This window comes from Lysobacter sp. K5869 (assembly GCF_018847975.1).
Taxonomy (GTDB): Bacteria; Pseudomonadota; Gammaproteobacteria; order Xanthomonadales; family Xanthomonadaceae; genus Lysobacter.
The window spans coordinates 1,193,236-1,210,384 of the sequence record NZ_CP072597.1; the positions used below are offsets into that span (position 1 = coordinate 1,193,236).

At 70.2% G+C, this 17,149-nt stretch carries 14 protein-coding genes; 7 read left to right on the top strand and 7 right to left on the bottom strand.

What is annotated here, in order from left to right; translation table 11 throughout:
- Positions 1–239 precede the first annotated feature (239 nt).
- From J5226_RS05120 to J5226_RS05130, 3 genes are all read left to right on the top strand, one after another.
- Positions 240–1,973, top strand: coding sequence for an NAD(P)/FAD-dependent oxidoreductase (locus J5226_RS05120; protein WP_215838784.1), 1,734 nt, complete (start codon positions 240–242; stop codon positions 1,971–1,973).
- A 251-nt stretch (positions 1,974–2,224) separates the two neighbouring features.
- Complete coding sequence (locus tag J5226_RS05125; protein WP_215838785.1) at positions 2,225–4,120, top strand: hypothetical protein; 1,896 nt, start codon at positions 2,225–2,227, stop codon at positions 4,118–4,120.
- A gap of 109 nt (positions 4,121–4,229) precedes the next feature.
- Positions 4,230–4,817, top strand: coding sequence for a 3'-5' exonuclease (locus J5226_RS05130; protein WP_215838786.1), 588 nt, complete (start codon positions 4,230–4,232; stop codon positions 4,815–4,817).
- Between the two features lie 458 nt (positions 4,818–5,275).
- On the opposite strand, the gene J5226_RS05135 is transcribed toward J5226_RS05130, so the two are convergent.
- Positions 5,276–5,857: a cytochrome b gene (locus J5226_RS05135; RefSeq protein WP_255322999.1), complete on the bottom strand. Its 582-nt coding sequence runs from the start codon at positions 5,855–5,857 to the stop codon at positions 5,276–5,278.
- Entirely contained in the window at positions 5,854–6,930 is a 1,077-nt protein-coding gene (locus J5226_RS05140; protein ID WP_215838787.1) for a catalase family peroxidase, read from the bottom strand. Before J5226_RS05140 ends, J5226_RS05135 begins: the two co-directional genes overlap by 4 nt.
- Before the next feature lie 135 nt (positions 6,931–7,065).
- On the opposite strand from J5226_RS05140, the gene J5226_RS05145 reads away from it, so the two are divergent.
- Complete coding sequence (locus tag J5226_RS05145) at positions 7,066–7,581, top strand: sigma-70 family RNA polymerase sigma factor (protein WP_215838788.1); 516 nt, start codon at positions 7,066–7,068, stop codon at positions 7,579–7,581.
- Between the two features lie 46 nt (positions 7,582–7,627).
- Complete coding sequence (locus tag J5226_RS05150; protein WP_215838789.1) at positions 7,628–8,395, top strand: anti-sigma factor; 768 nt, start codon at positions 7,628–7,630, stop codon at positions 8,393–8,395.
- A gap of 130 nt (positions 8,396–8,525) precedes the next feature.
- Here J5226_RS05150 and J5226_RS05155 read toward each other — a convergent pair whose 3' ends face one another.
- Positions 8,526–8,762: a hypothetical protein gene (locus J5226_RS05155; protein ID WP_215838790.1), complete on the bottom strand. Its 237-nt coding sequence runs from the start codon at positions 8,760–8,762 to the stop codon at positions 8,526–8,528.
- A gap of 153 nt (positions 8,763–8,915) precedes the next feature.
- Positions 8,916–12,608 carry an indolepyruvate ferredoxin oxidoreductase family protein gene (locus J5226_RS05160; RefSeq protein WP_215838791.1) on the bottom strand — a complete coding sequence of 1,231 codons (3,693 nt, stop codon included), beginning with the start codon at positions 12,606–12,608 and terminating at the stop codon, positions 8,916–8,918.
- Positions 12,609–12,881: 273 nt separating this feature from the next.
- Between J5226_RS05160 and J5226_RS05165 the strand changes: the two genes are divergently transcribed.
- Complete coding sequence (locus tag J5226_RS05165) at positions 12,882–13,544, top strand: hypothetical protein (protein ID WP_215838792.1); 663 nt, start codon at positions 12,882–12,884, stop codon at positions 13,542–13,544.
- A gap of 167 nt (positions 13,545–13,711) precedes the next feature.
- Positions 13,712–14,143 (top strand): hypothetical protein, encoded by a 432-nt coding sequence (locus tag J5226_RS05170; RefSeq protein ID WP_215838793.1) that lies wholly within the window; start codon positions 13,712–13,714, stop codon positions 14,141–14,143.
- Between the two features lie 13 nt (positions 14,144–14,156).
- Here J5226_RS05170 and nagA read toward each other — a convergent pair whose 3' ends face one another.
- From nagA to J5226_RS05185, 3 genes are read right to left on the bottom strand one after another with little or no spacing between them, the layout of a single operon-like run.
- Positions 14,157–15,290, bottom strand: coding sequence for an N-acetylglucosamine-6-phosphate deacetylase (gene nagA, locus J5226_RS05175; protein ID WP_215838794.1), 1,134 nt, complete (start codon positions 15,288–15,290; stop codon positions 14,157–14,159).
- A gap of 5 nt (positions 15,291–15,295) precedes the next feature.
- Positions 15,296–16,306, bottom strand: coding sequence for an SIS domain-containing protein (locus tag J5226_RS05180; protein WP_215840322.1), 1,011 nt, complete (start codon positions 16,304–16,306; stop codon positions 15,296–15,298).
- Positions 16,307–16,341: 35 nt separating this feature from the next.
- Positions 16,342–17,094: a GntR family transcriptional regulator gene (locus tag J5226_RS05185; protein ID WP_057949624.1), complete on the bottom strand. Its 753-nt coding sequence runs from the start codon at positions 17,092–17,094 to the stop codon at positions 16,342–16,344.
- Positions 17,095–17,149: the final 55 nt, after the last annotated feature.

A 17,149-nucleotide genomic window follows, 5' to 3' on the forward strand; every position in this document is an offset into this window, starting at 1 on the left:
TGCTAGCCAATCCGGCCGGGGCGGTGGTTAGGCCGGTGTCGAGCCCGGCGGCGGATCGCGTGGGCGGCGGCCTTCATCCCGGGGCCGGCATCGCGCCGCGAACGCGAACGCGGTCGGAGTCCGGCGCCGGGCGAACCGCCGCCCGCATCGCCGGCGATGCGGCGCGGGGCAACGGGGTTCGGCCCGAGCCCGGAATGGGTCGGAAACGCTCCCGCGCCGCGAAGTCTTAGAATATCGCCATGCTTCGACTCACCGACCTTCGCCTGCCGCTGGATCACAGCGAACGCGCGCTCACCGACGCCATCGCCGCCCGCCTGGGCATCGCCTCGGCCGACATCGCCGGCCACACCATCGCCAAGCGCAGCTACGACGCGCGCAAGCGCGGCGGCATCGAGCTGATTTATTCGCTCGACATCGATACGCCGCGCGAGGCCGAGATTCTGGCGCGTCTGGGCGAGGACGCGGCCGAGCCCGGCGCCGCCGCACCGGCCGCCGGCAAACCCGCGGCCCGCAAACCGGCCGGCAAATCCTCGGCGTCGGCGAGCACCGGCAAGGTCCTGCCCACGCCCGACACCGCCTACAAGTTCGTCGGCCGCGCGCCCGCGTCCCTGCCGCTGCGGCCGATCGTAATCGGCATGGGCCCCTGCGGCCTGTTCGCCGCCTTGATCCTGGCGCAGATGGGCTTTCGCCCGATCGTGCTGGAGCGCGGCAAGGCGGTGCGCGAGCGCACCGTCGACACCTTCGGCCTGTGGCGCAAGCGCGTGCTCAATCCCGAATCCAACGTGCAGTTCGGCGAAGGCGGCGCGGGCACGTTTTCCGACGGCAAGCTCTACAGCCAGATCAGCGACAAGCTGCACCACGGCCGCAAGGTGCTGACCGAGTTCGTCCAGGCCGGCGCGCCGGAAGAGATCCTCTACGTCAGCAAGCCGCACATCGGCACCTTCCGCCTGGTGTCGATGGTCGAGAACATGCGCGCGACCATCGAATCGCTGGGCGGCGAAATCCGTTTCTCGCACCGCGTCGAGGATGTGCTGATCGAGAACGGGCAGGTGCGCGGCGTGATCCTCGCCGACGGCAGCGAGCTGCGCGCCGATCACGTGGTCTGCGCGCTCGGCCACAGCGCGCGCGACACCTTCAAGATGCTGCACGAACGCGGCGTCTACATGGAGGCCAAGCCGTTCTCGATCGGCTTCCGCATCGAACATCCGCAGTCGGTGATCGACGCCGCGCGCTTCGGCCCGCAGGCCGGCCATCCGATTCTCGGCGCGGCCGACTACAAGCTGGTGCATCACTGCCGCAACGGCCGTTCGGTCTACAGCTTCTGCATGTGTCCCGGCGGCACCGTGGTGGCCGCGGCCAGCGAGCCCGGCCGCGTGGTCACCAACGGCATGAGCCAGTACTCGCGCAACGAACGCAACGCCAACGCCGCGATCGTGGTCGGGATTTCGCCGCAGGACTATCTGCCTTACCACGGCGACAGCGAGCCCGGCCGGATCTCGCCGCTGGCCGGCATCGCCCTGCAGCGGCATTGGGAAGCGCAGGCGTTCGCGCTCGGCGGCGGCGAATACGAAGCGCCCGGACAACGCGTCGGCGATTTCCTCGCCGGCCGCGCCTCGACCGCGCTCGGCGCGGTCCAGCCTTCGTACACGCCGGGCGTGCGCTTGAGCGATCTGGGCCAGTCGCTGCCCGATTACGCGATCGCGGCGATCCGCGAAGCGCTGCCGGCGTTCGACAAGCAGATCAAGGGCTTCGCCATGGCCGACGCGATGTTGACGGGCGTGGAGACGCGCACGTCTTCGCCGCTACGCATCACCCGCGGCGCCGACGGCCACAGCCTCAACACCCGCGGCTTGTTCCCGGCCGGGGAGGGCGCCGGTTACGCCGGCGGCATCCTGTCGGCGGCGGTGGACGGCATCAAGGCGGCCGAGGCGGTGGCGATGAGTCTGCTGGGCGGGATCGACCGCGCGGCCTGAGCGGCGCGGTGGCGTGAGGCGGCGCGACGATCGGGTCCGCCGTCGGTCGTTGCGGCGCAGCGCGACCGGATTCGGATCGGGCCGATGCGCCTGTTCGGGCGCGTCCCGGATTGTCCCCGGCTTGCGCACGCCATGTGCGCAATCGGTCGCCCCGTACCGGCGGCGCGAGTCCATGCCCAATGGCAGGGGGCAAGCGCGGCGCGTTGGCTAGGATGTCCGATCCCGTCTTGTGCGCCGCGCCGGAGTCCGCCATGTCCCGACCCTCCCTAGCCCTGCTGCCGCTGCTGATCGCCGCGGCGCTGCCGTTGTCGGCCGCCCGCGCGCAGACCGCGGCGCCGCGCGATACGCCTTATCCCGGCACGCTGCAATTGGATGTCGACGCCAGCGACATCGCCCGGCGCGTGCTGCGCGCGCGCCAGCGCCTGCCGGTGCAGGCCGGGCCGCTGACCTTGCTGTTCCCGCAGTGGATCCAGGGCAATCACTCGCCGACCGGGCCGATCGACAAGCTCGCCGGCCTGCGCGTGCGCGGCAACGGCCAGGCCATCGCCTGGACCCGCGATCCGCTCGACGTGTACGCGTTCAAGCTCGAAGTGCCGCAAGGCGTAAGCGAGCTGGAGATCGAGTTCGACATGCTCACCCCGACCGCGAGCAATCAGGGCCGGGTGGTGATGACCGCCGACATGCTCAACGTGCAGTGGAATCAGGTCGCGCTGTATCCGGCCGGCTACTACGCGCGCGGCATCCAGGTGGCGCCGAGCCTGAAGCTGCCGGCCGGCTGGCAGGCCGGCACCGCGCTCGAACTCGACGCGCGTCAGGGCGACACCCTGCGTTTCCGCCCGGTGCCGCTCGACACTTTGATGGATTCGCCGGTGTTCGCCGGCCGCCACTACAAGCAGATCGATCTGGCGCCGGGCGCGAAGATTCCGGTGCGGCTCAACGTCGTCGCCGACGCGGCCAAATTCCTGGACGCCAAGCCCGAGCAGCTCAAGCCGCATCGCGAACTGGTGAATCAGGCGGTCAAGCTGTTCGGCTCGCAGCCTTACGATCATTACGATTTCCTGTTGTCGCTGTCGGGGCAGATGAGCGGGATCGGCCTGGAGCACCACCGCTCCAGCGAAAACGGCGTGGACGCCGACTATTTCACCGGCTGGGACGGCGCCGGCCAGCTCGGCCGCGACTTGCTCGCGCACGAGTACACCCACGCCTGGAACGGCAAATTCCGCCGTCCCGCCGGGCTGGTGAAGGGCAACCTCAATCAACCGCTGGGCGACAGCCTGCTGTGGGTCTACGAAGGCCAGACCCAGTACTGGGGTTATGTGCTGGCCGCGCGTTCGGGCTTGTGGAAGCCGGAGTTCGCGCGCGACGCGCTGGCGCTGGTGGTCGCGCGCTACGCCGAGGATCGTCCGGGCCTGGGCTGGCGCACGCTGCAGGACACCACGCTGGATCCGGTGATCGCGATGCGCCGGTCCAAGTCGTACCCGAGCTATCAGCTCAGCGAGGACTACTACAGCGGCGGCCAGCTGGTGTGGTTGGCGGTGGACGCCAAGCTGCGCGCGCTGACCGGCGAGAAGCGTTCGCTCGACGACTTCGCCCGCGGCTTCTTCCACGGCGCCGACGGCGATTACGAGGTCAAGCCGTACGAATTCGAGGACGTGGTCGCCGCGCTCGACAAGGTCGCGCCGTTCGACTGGGCCGGGTTCCTGCGCGAACGCCTGGACGCGCGCGCCGCGCCGCTGGACGGGCTGGCCGCGAGCGGCTGGAGGCTCAGCTTCGGCGATACGCCAAGCGAAGCCGGCAAGCTCGCCGAGAGCGACCGCAAGCACACCGACCTGACCTATTCGCTGGGCATGACCTTGTCCAACGACAACAACGTCGGCGCGGTGCGCTGGGACGGCCCGGCCTTCGACGCCGGCATCGCGCCGGGCAGCACGGTGCTGGCGATCAACGGCTACAGCGCCAGCGGCGAGCGGCTCAAGGACGCGGTGAGCGCGAACAAGGACGGCAAGCAGCCGATCGATCTGATCGTGCGCAACGGCGACGTGGTGCGCAGCGTGCGCATCGATTATCGCGGCGGCTTGCGCTATCCGCGCCTGGAACGCATCGACGGCGCGCCGGACCGGCTGTCGAAGATTCTCGCGCCGAAGTAAGCGGCGCGGTGGCGCGGACGGGCCGACGCATCCGCATCGGCCGGCGACCGTCCGGCGTCCGACCGGCGGCGGCGCGCCCGCGCCGCCGCTCGCGCGACAATGTCGCGTCATGAACGAACCTATCGAAAGAGAACCCGCGCATTACCTGTTGATCGACTTCGAGGCCACCTGCTCCGACGACCGCTCGCTGCCGCGCGAGCAGATGGAGATCATCGAGATCGGCGCGGTCATGGTCGAAACCGCCTCGCTGCGCGTGGTCGACGAATTCCAACGCTTCGTCCGTCCGGTGCGCCATCCGCAGTTGACCGCGTTCTGCACCCAGCTCACCAGCATCACTCAAGCCGATGTCGACGCCGCGCCCGGCTTCGCCGAAGCGGCGGCGGCGCTGAAGGCGTGGCGCGCCGCTTACCCGGATCTGATCTGGGGCTCGTGGGGCGATTACGACCGCAATCAGCTGCGCCAGGACTGCGGCTTCCACCGCGTGCCCGACCCGGTCGGCGCCGAGCACCGCAACATCAAGCGGATGTTCGCCCAGCGCGAAGGCTCGGGCCGAAAGTTCGGCCTCGACGGCGGCGTGCGCCGCGCGCGGCTGGAGTTCGCCGGCACCCACCACCGCGGCATCGACGACGCGCGCAACATCGCGCAGTTGTTGCCGTATGCGTTGGGGCGCGAGCCTTTTCCGCGCGAGCGGCGCTGAGCCGGTTGTCTGCGGTGCCGGTCGCCTGAGAGGCCGGCTGCGCGACCGAGTGGCGTCGTCGGTGCGGTGTCGCGGTCGCAGCTTACGCAGCTCCTACCGTCGGTTTGCGTTGCCGCGCGAAAGTCGGGCGACTCCCTGTAGGAGCGGCGTGAGCCGCGACCGCGGGGCGACAGGTCGCGCCGTATGCGCGGTGTCGCGGTCGCAGCTTGCGCAGCTCCTACAGTGGGTTTCCGTTGCAACGCGAAAGTCGGGTAGCTGCCTGTAGGAGCGGCGTGAGCCGCGACCGCGGGGCGACAGGTCGCGTCGTATGCGCGGTGTCGTAGTCGCAGCTTACGCAGCTCCTACCATCGGTTTGCGTTGCCGCGCGAAAGTCGGGCGGCTCCCTGTAGGAGCGGCGTGAGCCGCGACCGCGCAGCAGCCGGTCGCGGCGCAACCCCGATGCCGTAATCGCGGCCCGCTCACTCCACCGCATCGCCCTCGCGCGTCGCCGCCTCGCCCCGCCGCCACAGCATGCTGCGCAACACCCCATCGCGGCGAATCAAGCCGTGATGCAACGCCGCGCCGAGATGCAGCAGCACCAAGCCGAACAAGGCATACGCCAAAGTCCGATGCAGCCAGCGCAAGGCCGCGAACCAGCTCGGATCGAACGGCGCGATCGCCGGCAAGCGCACGCCGCCGCCGAGTTCGATCGGATAGCCGCCCGCCGACAGCATCGCCCAGCCGATCAGCGGCATCGCCAGCATCGACGCGTACAGCAGCCAATGCGAGGCCTGCGCGGCGAAACGCTGCGCCGCGCTCAATTCGCGCGGCAGCGGCGGCGGACGCCGCCACAGGCGCAACGCGAGCCGCAACACCGCCAGCGCCAGAATCGCGATCCCGAGCGGCTTGTGCAGCGCCAGCAACCACGCGTGGCGCTCCGACACGCTCGCCACCATGCCCGCGCCGACGAACAGCATCGTCAGGATCATCAAGGCCATCAGCCAGTGCAGTACGCGCGCCGGCCACCAGAACATTGTCTCGTCGTTGCGATACTCGCTCATCGCGCGGCCTCCTGCGGCGGACGGCCGCCGGCGCGCGCTTCTTCGGCGGTGCGGCGGCGGTAGGACTCGGCATAAGCGGCCGAACGCGCGGGCAGCAGCGGATCGGCCGAGGCGACGATGCCGTCGGGCAGCACCAGCGGGTCGTAGTTGATGTCGCGGCATTCGCCGCTGCTTTGATCCTGCGCGCGTTCGATCACCACGGTGCCGGCGTCGATCTGCTCGCGCTGCGCGGGCCACGTCTGGGTCGCGTCGTCCACGGGATCGTCCGGCGCGGCCAGCGTCGCCCACAGCCGCCAACGCAGCGGCCCTTGGGCGAGGCGGCGTTCCAGTTCGGCGGCGAGCGTGTCGACATCCTGCGCGCTCAGCGGCGCGGCGGCCGCGCCGTTGTCGGGTTCGACCCGCCAGCGCACTGCGTGGCGCGCGCCGTCGGCGCCGACGAAATAGAACGCGTTGAGGCCGTAGTAACTGTCGGTCGCGTAACTGGCCGAGGGTTTGCGCTCCTTGGCCCAGGCGCGGAACGCGGCGGTTTCCGGGTGCGCGTCGAAAAACGCCTTCTGCTTGGCCGGATCGGGCTTGCCGGTGGCCGGGTCCGGCGCGGTGGCGCGCAATTGCTCGAAGAACGCCTGCGGCGTGGCGACCGGGAACACCGGCATGTTGTTCATGCCGGTGCGCCATTGCTGGCCGTCGGGTTGGGTCAGGCGCAGGGCGAAGCTGCGGATCGGCACGCCGCCGTCGGGCGCGTACGGATTGCCGCCGGGCAGGGCGAAGCGGCCGACCAGCGGCGTGCTCGCGCCCGCGGCGAACAAGCCCGCGCGCGAGTAGGGCGCGGCCGCGCCGTTGCTGTCGAAGCGGCCGATGACGCACACGCCCTTGGCGTGGTTGCGGCGATAGCCCGGGTGCAGGCCGCCGTTGGTTTGCAGCTGATCGACCAGCCGCGTCGGCGTCAGCCGCTGCGGATCCAGATAACCGGCGACATAAGCGAAGGCGCCGGCGAGGCCGCCGACCGCGAGCGCGATCAGCGCCCAGCGGGCGAGCGGGACAGGCGGGCGGGGCGGGGCGAGGGGCTCGTTCATGGCCTTGGGCGTGGTGGGATACGCTGGTACGACGCGCGGCGGCGCGGCTTATTCCCTGAACATCGCGTTGCGGCGGCGCGGGAATAAACTGCCCGCGGCGGCGTCCCACCGGACGAACCCCTGCGAACCGCGCCCATGTCCCCGCACGAACTCGATCAAGCGCTGCGCGAACAACTGCCCTCGCTGCGGCGTTTCGCCCGCTGGCTGGCGCGCGATCCGCACGCGGCCGACGATCTGGTCCAGAGCGCGCTCGAACGCGCCCTGGCCGGCTGGCACCAGCGCCGCGACGAGGCGGCGCTGCGGCCGTGGCTGTTTTCCATCGTCTACCGCCAGTTCCTCGACGGCCAGCGCCGCGCCCAGCGCTACGCCGGGCTGCTCGCGCGCATCGGCCTGGGCGCGCCGGACAGCGAGCCCTCGGCCGAGCGCGAGTTCATCGCGCGCTCGACGCTGGAAGCCTTGCAGCAGTTGCCGGTGGAGCAGCGCAGCCTGCTGCTGTGGGTATCGGTCGAAGGATTGAGCTATCAAGAAGTGGCCGAGATTCTCGAGATCCCCATCGGCACGGTGATGTCGCGGCTGTCGCGCGCGCGGCAGGCGCTGCGCCGGCTCAGCGAGGGCGAGACCGCGACCCCGCCGCTGAGGTTGCTCAAATGAGCGCCGCGTTCCGCCACCGTCCGCCGTTTTCGTTCGCGAGTGCCCCATGAATCAGCCGCCGATCCAACCGCCCGACGAACACGACCTGCACGCTTACATCGACGGCCGCCTGGACCCGTCGCGGCGCGCCGAAGTCGAGGCTTGGCTGGCGCGCCAGCCCGAGCGGCTGGCCGAATTGCAGGCGTGGCAGCGCGACGCCCAGCAACTGCGCGCCGCGCTCGCCGGCGCCGCGCCGGCGCCGGAGCCCGCGCTCGACCCCGCGCGACTGCGCGCCGGCCTGCGCCGCCGCCGCGACGCGCGCTACGCGGTCGCCGCCGCTGTGCTGCTGAGCCTCGGCCTGGGCGCGGTCGGCGGTTGGCAGGCGCGCGAATGGAGCCGCCCGTCCGCGCCGATGCTCGCCGGCATCGCGCCGATGGCCGACGCCATCGCCGCGCACCGCCTGTTCGCCGCGCGCCACGACCTGCGCAGCGACATCGCCGGCGGCGACGTGCAATCGTGGCTCGACGCGAATTTCCGCGCACCCATGCGCCTGCCCGACCTCAGCGGCGCGGGCTACCGCCCGGTCGGCGCGCGCGCGCTCGCCACCGACCAAGGCCCCGCGGCGCTGGTGATGTACCAGGACGCAGCCGGCGCGGCGATCAGCTTCTACATCCGCCCGCCGGGACCGCGCCATCACATGCTGCCGCGCGGCGACCGCCGCGACGGCGCCTTGCTGGCGCAGTACTGGTCGCGCGGGGACTACAACTACGCGATGGTGAGCGCGGGCGACGATGCCAGCGCGCAGGTGGTGCGGCGGGCGTTGTCGGCGATTTGAAGCGGCCCTGGCAGGAGCTTCATTCGCGGCGCTTTCGTCTCGCGCGATCGGACTCGGCTACCGGGCCGAACCGCCTCGGCGCCGAAGCCGCTGCAGCGAGAGCCGCTCCCGCAAGAATCGGCGCCATCGCTCAAAGCCGAATGCCGTAACGTTCGCGCAACCGCGCCATCGCCTCGGCGTAATCGAGCGACTTCAGTTCCCGCGCCGCCTCCAGATGCTCGGCGCAGAACCATTCGCACCCATGCGGATGCCCGGCCACGCCCGTCGGCAGCGGCCGGTAGTCGGCGAAGGCGACCAGATCGGCGCCTTCGGGCGCGCGTTCGCCGCGCATGTCGCGGCCGCACAAGTGGCACAGGGGCGGTTTCATCGCCGATAGCTCGCCGGGATCGAACCCGCAGTGTCCGCCCGCGCGGCGCATCGCGGCAAGCGCACAAAAACGAACGCCCCGCGGGTGCGGGGCGTTCGCTGCGGCGGCGGCGCCGCGATCTGAAACGGAAAACCTTTGCCCGAAGGCCCGGCCTTACGCTGCCTGCACGATCCGCAACGGATTGCGGAATTCCTTCAGCAGCTCCGCCTCGCGTTCCTTGGCCTTGTGCAGGTGGTCTTCCTTGACGTGGCCGTAGCCGCGGATGTGCTCGGGGATGCTGGCGATTTCCGCGGCCAGATCGACGTTGCCGCCGTCGAGCGCGTCGAGCAGGCCGCCGACGGTCTGCTCGTATTCGCCGATCAGGCGCCGCTCCATCTTGCGCTCCTCGGTGCGGCCGAAGATGTCGAAGGCGCCGCCGCGCAGCTTGCGCAGCTTGGCCATCCACTTGAACGCGGTGAACACCCAGGGGCCGAATTCCTGTTTGATCAGGCGGCCCTGCGCGTCCTTTTTCGCCAGCAGCGGCGGGGCGAGGTGGAACTTGAGCTTGTAGTCGCCGTCGAACTGCTGCTCCAGGCGGCGCTGGAATTCGCCGCTGGTATACAGGCGCGCGACTTCGTACTCGTCCTTATAGGCCATGAGCTTGAAGAAGTAGCGCGCCACCGCCTCGGCCAGATCGGTCGAGCCCGGCGCCTTCTTCTGCTCGGCCTCGCGCACCTTGGCGACGAAGTCGGAGTAGCGCTTGGCGTAGGCGGCGTCCTGGTAGTCGGTGAGGAAGGCGACGCGGCGCGCGATCAGTTCGTCGAGCGAACGCGACAGGCGCAGGTCGTCGAGCGGCAGGAAGGCGACGTTGTCGCCGTCGGCCTTGGCCGGCACATGGCGCAGTTCGTCTTCGTTGCGGGTCGCGCGCGGCGCCGAGGTCGCGCCCCATTCGGTACCTTCCCACTCGCCCGGCTTGAGGTGCGGCAGATCGCGCGGGGTCGCTTCGGCGGCGGTCGGCACCTTGCGGGTGACGCCGGCGGCTTCGGCCACGGCGCGCGGATCGATCGCGGCTAGACGGCCCCAGGCGAACGCGGTCTTGTTCATCTCGATCGCCGCGCCGTTGAGTTCGATCGCGCGCATCAGCGCGTCGAACGCGATCGGCACCAGCGCGCGCTGCCAGGCGTAGCCGAGGATGAACAAGTTGGCGGCGATGGCGTCGCCGAGCAGGGCGGTGGCGAGCTGGGTCGCATCGACCAGATGCGGGTCCTGGTCGCCGAGCGCGAGCTTGATCGCCGCGACGATGTCGGTGGCCGGGAACTGCATGTCCGGACGGGTGGTGAAGGTGCCCGGCATCGCTTCGTAGCTGTTGAGCACGACTTGGCTGCGGCCGGCGCGGATCTTCGACAGCGCCCAGTAGTCGTTGACCACGACCATGTCGCAGCCCAGCACCAGGTCGGCCTCGCCGGCGGCGATGCGCACGGCGTGGATGTCGTCCGGGGTCTTGGCGATGCGGATGTGGGTGGTGACCGCGCCGCCCTTCTGGGCGAGGCCGGTCTGGTCGAGCACGGTCGCGCCCTTGCCTTCCAGATGCCCGGCCATGCCGAGCAGCGCGCCGATGGTGACCACGCCGGTGCCGCCGACGCCGGTGATGAGGATGTTCCAGGGCTGATCGAGCGCCGGCAGCTGCGGCATCGGCAGATCGGCGAGGCGATCCTTGGCCGAGGAGCCCTTCTTCTTCTTCAAGCCGCCGCCTTCGACGGTGACGAAGCTCGGGCAGAAGCCGTTGACGCAGGAGTAGTCCTTGTTGCAGTTGGACTGATCGATCTCGCGCTTGCGCCCGAACTCGGTTTCCTTCGGCAGCACCGACACGCAGAACGACTTCTTGCCGCAGTCGCCGCAGCCTTCGCAGACCAGCGAATTGACCATCACGCGCTTTTGCGGATCGACCATCTTGCCGCGCTTGCGGCGGCGGCGCTTTTCGGTCGCGCAGGTCTGGTCGTAGATCAGCACGCTGACGCCCTTGACCGTGCGCAGGCGCTTTTGGATCGCGTCGAGTTCCTTGCGGTCGTGGAATTCGACGTCGCTCGGGAACAGCTCGCGGCGGTTCCACTTGGCGATGTCGTCCGACAGCAGAATGATCGTGTGCACGCCCTCGGAGCGCACCTGATGGGCGATCTGCGGCACCGACAACTGGCCGTCCACCGGCTGGCCGCCGGTCATCGCCACCGCGTCGTTGTAGAGGATCTTGTAGGTGATGTTGACGCCGGCCGCGACCGACTGGCGGATCGCCAGCGAACCGCTGTGGAAATAGGTGCCGTCGCCGAGGTTCTGGAACACGTGCTCGGTTTCGGTGAAACCGGCTTGGCCGCACCAGGTCACGCCTTCGCCGCCCATCTGGGTGAAGGTGTTGGTGTCGCGGTCCATCCAGGTGACCATGTAATGGCAACCGATGCCGCCGAGCGCGCGCGAGCCTTCCGGCACCACGGTCGAAGTGTTGTGCGGGCAGCCCGAGCAGTAGTGCGGCACGCGCGGGAACGCGGCGCGCGGCAGCGCGAGTTCGCTTTCCTTCTCTTCCATCCAGCGCAGCACGTTCTGCATCTGCTCGCTGTCGTGGAAGCGCTGGATGCGGCGCGCGATCACCCCGGCGATGCGCGCAGGCGTCAGCTCGCCGGTGGACGGCAGGATCCATTCGCCGTTCTCGTCGTACTTGCCGACGATCGACGGGCGGCGGCCGCCGTCCCAGTTGTACATCGATTCCTTCATCTGGCTTTCGATGAAGGCGTGCTTCTCCTCGACCACCAGGATGTCGTCCAGGCCGCGCGCGAACGCGCGCAGGCCGACCGGTTCCAGCGGCCAGGTCATGCCGACCTTGTACACGCGGATGCCCAGATCCGCGCAGGCGCGCGCGTCCAGGCCCAGGTATTCCAGCGCCTGCAGAACGTCGAGGTAGCTCTTGCCGGTGGTGATGATGCCCAAGCGCGCGTTCGGCGAATCGACCACGATGCGGTCGATCTTGTTGGCCCGCGCGAACGCCTGCGCGGCCTTGACCGCGTACTGGTGCAGGCGCATTTCCTGATCCATCGGCGGATCGGGCCAGCGGATGTTGAGCCCGCCGGCCGGCATGACGAAGTCGTCGGGCGCGACGATCTGCAGCGCCAGCGGATTGACGTCGACCGAGGCCGAGGACTCGACGGTTTCGGCGATGGTCTTGAAGCCGACCCAGCGGCCGGTGTAGCGCGACATCGCCCAGCCGATCAGGCCCATGTCGAGGATGTCCTGCACGCCGGCCGGGTTGAGGATCGGCATCATCGCGCTGGTGAACTCGCCTTCCGAGCCGTGCGGCAGGGTCGAGGAGCGGCAGGCGTGGTCGTCGGCGGCCAGCGCCAGCACGCCGCCGTGCTTGCTGGTGCCGGCGGCGTTGGCGTGCTTGAACACGTCGCCGGTGCGGTCCACGCCCGGACCCTTGCCGTACCACATGCCGTAGACGCCCTCGACCTTGGCGCCGGGGAACAGGTTGGTCTGCTGCGTGCCCCAGACCATGGTCGCGCCGAGGTCTTCGTTGAGGCCCGGGGTGAACTTCACCCCCGCGGCTTCCAGATGCTTGCGCGCGCGCCACAGCTCCAGATCGAACCCGCCCAGCGGCGAACCGCGGTAGCCGGAGATGAAGCCGGCGGTGTTCAAGCCCGCGGCCTGATCGCGCAGGCGCTGCATCAGCGGCAAGCGCACCAGCGCTTGCACGCCGGACAGATAGATGCGGCCTTCCTGGCGGGTGTACTTGTGCTCGAGGGTGTAGTCCGGATCGAGCACGGAGTTGGTGAGTTCCGTGTTCGCCGAGGACGGCGAGCTGAGTTCTGCGGTGCTGGTCATGGGCGGGCTCTCGCGGCGTTGCCGCGGATGGGCTGGCGGGGGCGTTGCGGCGGTCGTCCGTGCGGTCCGGTGTGGCGCGCCGGGAGCCGAGCAAAGACTCGGAATTATAGCCTGTGTGCGGAATCGGGCCGCCAGACGGGCTGGGCGTGCCATTCGTATACCGATATGCGGAGCGGGCGGTGCCTTGCGGGACGCGCAGAATGAACAGGGCGCGGCGAATGCGACCGCGGCCGCGGAATTCGGCATGGGCCGAGCCAGAACAAGGACGTAGACATGGCGGCGGACGAACTCAAGCGGAATCTCGCGGCCGAGCGGCGCAGGGCCGAGGCGCTCGCGCTGAGGAAGCGGGCCGAGCGGCTGGCGTCGCGCGATCCGCGCGCGGCGTGGGAGATCGCGCGCGCGATCGGCGAGCCGTGGTACCGGGTGCAGGCCTTGTGCGCGGTGGCCGAGCAGTGGCCCGATGCCGGCCGCCGCGCCGGTTTGCTCGATGAGGCGCTGCGGATCGCCGACGGATTGGACGAGATCAACCGTCGCGTCGTCTTGTCGGCGCGGCCGCTGCGCACGATGGCCCAGACCCAGCCGGATATCGCCGCCGCGCATATCGCGCGCTTGTTGAAGATCGCCGCCGCCGAGCCGCACCGATTGCGGCGCGCGCATGCGTTGAAAGCGCTGCTCGCGGCGACGAGCGCGCATGCCTCGTTGCGCGCGCCGGTGGCGGATGCGTTGATCGCGACCCTGCTCGAAGGACGCGGCGACCGCATCGATTGGTTGATCCGCTTGACCATGGCGACGATCGAGCGGGATCGGCCGGAGCGCGTCGCGGCGTTGTTGGCGCATCACGGCGAAGGGCGTCGCAAGCGCCGTTTTCTCGAGCGTCGGCGGCTCGACGACGAAGCCCGGAAGCCCGTCGTCGCCGACACGGCGCCGTCGCGATAACGCCGACATCGCTCGCGCGGCCACGCCGTGCGCGCGACGCCGCAACGCGCATCCGCGCAAGAACGATGAATCGCCATGAACCCGCCGCGCGCGCAGCCGCGCACGCCGCGCGAATGCCGCTACATTCGTGGAGCCGGCGACGATCCGGCGCAAAGAGAATCAGGACCATGCCCCGCTTTCCCATCGCCCTCGCGCTGACGCTCGCGTTGTCGGCGCCGGCCTTCGCGCAAGCGCCCGCGGCCAAGGCCGCGCCGAAACCCGCCGCGCCGGCCGCCTCCAAGATCGCGCCTGCGAACGCCGTGTCGCCGGCGCTGCAACCGCCGCCGCCGGAGCCCGCACATCCGCAAGACGCGCTCTACCGCCGCAGCCCCGCGGCCGCGCGCTTGGCCGAGTCGGGCGAATCGTCGTTCGAGCTGCAGCAACCGCAACCGCTGATGCGTTGGAGCGAACCCAACGAAACCGACCGCGGGATGCACGACAGCCGCCGCGACCGCTGCGCGCATTCGATCAAACAGATGCGCCAGGCGAACGCGAGCGACAGCGCGCAGCGCGAAGGCCAGGCGCGCCGCGATTGCCAGGGCGTGCGCCTGGGCGGTTGATGCGGCGGCGCGCTCAGCGCGCGCCGGCGATCCAGCTGTCGCGCACGAGCAAATCGTCGTCCAACGCGACCAGATCGGCGCGATAACCGGGCAGGATCTTGCCGAGCTCCTCGCCCAGGCCGAGGAACTGCGCGGGATACGTCGAGGCCATGCGGCAGGCTTCATCGAGCGGCAGTCCCAGGCGCCGCACGGTGTTGCGCACCGCGCCGGCCATGTCCAGCGCCGAGCCGGCGAGGGTGCCGCTGGCGGTGGTGCACTTGCCGTCGCGGCAGGTCATGGTTTCGCCGTACAGCACGAAATCTTCATTGACGCCGCCGACCGGCGGCATCGCGTCGGTGACCAGCAGGATCTTGCCGCGCGGCTTGGCCGCGATGGCGATGCGCAGGGACGCGTCGTGCACGTGTTCGCCGTCGACGATCACGCCGCACCACGAATCGGGATCGTCGAGGCAGGCGCCGACGCCGCCGGGTTCGCGGCTGCCGAGCGGGGTCATCGCGTTGAACAAGTGGGTGACGCCGCTGACGCCGTTGGCGAAGGCCGAACGCAGGCGCTCGTAGTCGGCGGCGGTGTGGCCGGCGCTGAGCAGCACGCCGCGCGCGGCCAGCGCGCGCAGGGTGGCGTCGTCGAAGCGCTCCGGCGCCAGGGTCAGGATGGTCTTGCCGTTGTCGAGCGAGGCGATGCGGTCGAGTTCGTCTTCGCCCGGGGTATGGAACTTGTCCGGGTTGTGCACGCCCTTGCGCGCCGGCGCCAGGTACGGGCCTTCCAGATGGATGCCGAGGATGCCGGGCACGCCCGCGGCGATGGCCTCGCGCACCGCCGCGATCGCGCGCAGCATCACCTCGACGTCGTCGCTGATCAACGTCGGCATCATCCCGGTGGTGCCGAACTTGCGGTGCGCCTGCGCGATGGTGCGCAGGCCGTCGACCGTGGGAACGTCGTTGAACAGCACGTCGCCGCCGCCGTTGACCTGGGTGTCGATGAAGCCGGGCGCGAGGTAGCGCCCTTGCAGATCGATCACCTGCGCGTTGGCCGGCGCGGGCCCCGGCAGCACGGCGACGATGTAGCCGTCCTCGACGATCACGCTGAGGTCGGACTCGAAGCCGCGCTCGCTGAGCACGCGGCCGTTGACGAAGGCGGTGGCGGTCATGGCGCTCAGACGGTCTCGGTGACTTTGTTGAGATGCGGCGGCACGTCGGGATTCAAGCCGCGCGCGGCCGACAGCGCGTTGGCCGCCTTGTAGAAGCTGGCCACGGTCAGCAGCGGGGTCATCGCCGGATGCAGCGAGCGCGCCAGCGGCAGCGCATCGCCGCCGTGGACGCCCGGCGCCGCCAGCCACACCGGCGCGCCGCGCTGGCGGAACTCGCGCGCCACCGCCACGGTGCCGTCGCCGGTGCCGTCGTCCTGGGCGAAGGCCAGCACCGGGAAGCCCGGGCCGACGATGGCCATCGGGCCGTGCTTCACTTCCGCGCTGCTGAAGGCCTCGGCGTGCAGGCCGCAGGTTTCCTTGAACTTCAGCGCCGCTTCCTGGGCCGCGCCGAGGCCGAGCCCGCGGCCGATCACGAACAGGTTGTGCGCCTCGCGCAGGCCGTCCACCAGCGGCGACCAATCCTGCGCGAACGCCTCGCGCAGCGCGCCGGGCAGCGCGTGCACGGCGTCGAAGAGTTTGGCGTCGCTGCTCCAGCGCGCGGTCAGCTGCAGCATCGCGGCGAGCGAACACAGATAGCTCTTGGTCGCGGCGACGCTCTTTTCCGGGCCGGCGTGCAGCAGCAGCACGGTGTCGGCGACCTGCGCCAGCGGCGAATCGGCGACGTTGACCAAGGCCAGCACGTGCGCGCCGGCTTGCTTGGCGATTTCGGCGTTGCGCACCAGGTCGGGGCTCTTGCCCGACTGCGACACCGCCACGAACAGCGAATCTTCCAGCTTGGGCTGGACCGCGTAGACCGAGCCCACCGACGGCGAGGCCGAAGCGGTGACCAAGCCCAGCTGCGTCTCGAACAGGTATTTGCCGTAGGTCGCGGCGTGGTCCGAACTGCCGCGCGCGCAGGTGACGATGAAGCGCGGCGGCTGCGCGCGCAGGCGTTCGGCCAGTTCGTCGACGATGTCGGCGTTGGCGGCGAACTGGCGGGCGACCGCGTCGCCGGCTTCCTGCGCTTCGGCGTACATGCGGGTGGTGGTCGGGTCGAGCAGGGTGTCGGCGCTCACGGGGTGGGTTCGCTCTGGAGTTCGGCGACGAAGTCGTAGGCGTCGCCGCGGTAGAAGGATCGGGTGAACTCGACGACGCGGCCGTCGTCGAGGAAGGTGCGGCGTTCGATGAACAATCCGGGCGCGCCTTCGGGCAGGTTCATCAGGCGCGCCTGCTCGGCGTCGAAGGCGATCGCGCGCAACCGCTGCAGCGCGCGGGTGGGGCGGATGCCGAGCTTGGCGAAGGCTTCGTAGAGCGAGTTTTCGACGAGATCCGGATCGCCGATGACGGCGGCCGGCACCACGGTGCGTTCCAGCGCCAGCGCCACGCCGTCGGCGGTGCGCAGGCGGTAGTAGCGGATCACCGCCGCGCCGGGCGAGAGGTTCAGCGCCATCGCTTCCTCCGGCGTGACCTCGCCGAGGCCGCGTTCGAGGAAGGTCGAGCGCGGATCGAGCCCGCGCGCGCGCAGGTCGTCGGTGAAGCTGGTCAGGCGCGAGAACGATTTGACGATGCGCTCGGCGACGAAGGTGCCGGCGCCCTGGCGCTGCACCAGCAGGCCGTCGCCGACCAGGCCGGCGATGGCCTTGCGCACGGTCACCCGCGACAGGTCCAGCAGCTTGCCCAGCTCGCGTTCGCCCGGCAGCGCCTGCCCGGCGGTGAGTTCGCCGTTCTCGATGGCGTGCTGGAGGGTGCGGCGCAGGTGTTGATAAGCCGGCGCGCGGCGCGCGTCGGACTGGCGGCGGAATTCGCTTTGCAGATAGTCCTGCATGAGGGAAAAGATACCAGTGGCAGACCATTGGCGGCAACAAAGGTCTGCTAAATAT